Here is a 2,336-nt window from a genome sequence, read left to right as displayed (position 1 = left end):
GACATCAACTTCTAAGGCTCAGGGGGGCCGGTCATGATCGGCCCCCTAATCCTTGAGGTTGCAAGACATGAAGGACGGTCGATCCCACGGGTCGGCCGTCCTTTTTCTTTGGCTTTTTCTTAGACCTGCGGCTGGGCGTCGCTGGCGATCCGCCGCGACCGGGGCTATTGCGGCAGGGACGGTTGATAAGAGGAGCAGTCCATGCGCGTCGCCATGATCGGAACGGGCTATGTCGGCCTGGTGTCAGGCGCCTGTTTCGCCGATTTCGGCCACACGGTGACCTGCGTTGACAAGGACGCCTCGAAGATCGAGCGCCTGCACCAGAACATCATGCCCATCTATGAGCCGGGGCTGGATGATCTGGTCGCCAACAACGTCCGCGACGGACGCCTGGCCTTTGCTGTCGACAGCGCCGAGGCGATCCGCACGGCGGACGCCGTCTTCATCGCCGTGGGCACGCCGTCGCGACGCGGCGACGGTCATGCCGACCTGTCCTACGTCTATGCGGCGGCCGAAGAGATCGCCGACCTGATGCAGGGCTTCACCGTCGTGGTGACCAAGTCGACCGTGCCCGTCGGCACCGGCGATGAGATCGAGCGCATCATCCGCGAGCGCCGCCCCGACGCCGAGTTCGCCGTCGTCTCCAACCCTGAGTTCCTGCGCGAAGGCGCCGCCATCGGCGACTTCAAGCGCCCGGACCGCGTGGTGGTCGGCACGACCGACGAGCGCGCCCGCGCCGTCATGTCCGAGCTGTATCGGCCGCTGAACCTCAATGAGACGCCGATCATGTTCACGGGGCGTCGCACGTCCGAACTGATCAAATATGCGGCCAACGCTTTCCTGGCCATGAAGATCACCTTCATCAACGAGGTCGCCGACCTGTGCGAGGCGGTCGGCGCCGACGTGCAGCAGGTCGCGCGCGGCATCGGCCTGGACAACCGCATCGGGTCGAAATTCCTGCACGCGGGGCCGGGCTACGGCGGATCGTGCTTCCCCAAGGACACCCTGGCCCTGGTCCGCACGGCGACCGACGCCGGTTCGCCCCTGAAGCTGATCGAGACGACGGTCGCCATCAACGACGCGCGCAAGAAGGCCATGGCTGATCGCGTCGCCGAAGCCCTGGGCGGCGACCTGAAGGGCAAGACGGTCGCCCTGCTGGGCCTGACCTTCAAGCCGAACACCGACGACATGCGCGACGCGCCCTCGCTGGACGTGGCGCCGGCGCTGATCGAGCGCGGCGCCATTGTCCAGGCCTTCGACCCCGAGGGCATGGAGGAGGCGGCCAAGCTGCTGGACGGCGTGGTGTTCAAGGACGGCCCCTATGACGCCCTGGCGGGCGCTGACGCCGCCGTCATCATGACGGAGTGGAACCAGTTCCGCGCCCTCGACCTGGACCGGATCAAGCTGCTGCTGAAGCAGCCGATCATGATCGATCTGCGCAACGTCTATCGCCCGGAGGACATGCGGGCGCGGGGCTTCCGCTACTTCTCCATCGGCCGCCCTCTGGACGCGGCGTAGCTAGAGCAGCAGCAGACGGCCGGCCGTGATGACCACGGCGGCGACCACGACGGCCGACGCCGTCGCGATCCCGACCAGTTTCATCGCCCGGCCCAGGCCGTCGTCTTCCATCCGAATCTCCTGCCTGGACAGGAAGCCGACAGTCCGCCTCTCAAGGCAAGAGGGCAGGGCGTGAAGCTGTGCTGTTTCTGATCTGAACCGTCGGGCATGAAAAAGGGGCGGCGCCGAACGGGCCGCCCCTTCTTCACGTTCCGGTCTGGCCGATCAGCCCGTGAAGGGGCGGATCAGGATTTCGACGCGGCGGTTCTGAGCCTTGCCTTCCGGGGTGGCGTTGGAGCCGATCGGCGCGCGAGCGCTCATGCCAGCGACATAGATGCGCTCACGCATCACGCCGCGGTTGATCAGATGCGAAGCGACCGAGGCGGCGCGGCGCTCCGACAGCGGTTGGTTGATGGCGTCGCCGCCCGAGGAATCGGTGTGGCCGATCACGTCGACCATGGAGCGGTCGTACTGGCTGATCACGCGAGCCACGTCGTCCAGCACCGGCAGGAAGCGCGGGTCCAACTCCGACTGGTTGGTGGCGAAGGTCACGTCCGACGGCATGCGCAGGACCAGATTGTCGCCCTGACGGGCCACGCCGACGCCGGTGCCGGACAGTTCGGCTTCCAGAGCACGTTGCTGGCCGTCCATGTACTGGCCGACGCCGGCCCCGGCCAGGGCGCCGACGCCGGCGCCGATCAGGGCGTTCTTGCGGCCCTGCTCGCCGCTGGAGGTGTTGGTCAGATAGCCCAGAAGCGCGCCGCCCAGAGCGCCGGCGA

At 67.1% G+C, this 2,336-nt stretch carries 2 protein-coding genes; one reads left to right on the top strand and one right to left on the bottom strand.

Annotated features, from left to right (window positions below):
- Positions 1-201 precede the first annotated feature (201 nt).
- Positions 202-1,518 carry a UDP-glucose/GDP-mannose dehydrogenase family protein gene (locus RT567_RS16045; RefSeq protein ID WP_313577212.1) on the top strand — a complete coding sequence of 439 codons (1,317 nt, stop codon included), beginning with the start codon at positions 202-204 and terminating at the stop codon, positions 1,516-1,518.
- Between the two features lie 264 nt (positions 1,519-1,782).
- Here RT567_RS16045 and RT567_RS16040 read toward each other — a convergent pair.
- On the bottom strand, positions 1,783-2,336 hold a 554-nt coding region (locus tag RT567_RS16040), incomplete at its 5' end, for an OmpA family protein (RefSeq protein ID WP_313577211.1).

This window comes from Brevundimonas sp. (assembly GCF_032107865.1).
In the GTDB taxonomy this organism is placed as follows: domain Bacteria; phylum Pseudomonadota; class Alphaproteobacteria; order Caulobacterales; family Caulobacteraceae; genus Brevundimonas.
The sequence above is the reverse complement of the archived record's forward strand: the minus strand, read 5'-3'. Positions and strand labels throughout refer to the sequence as shown.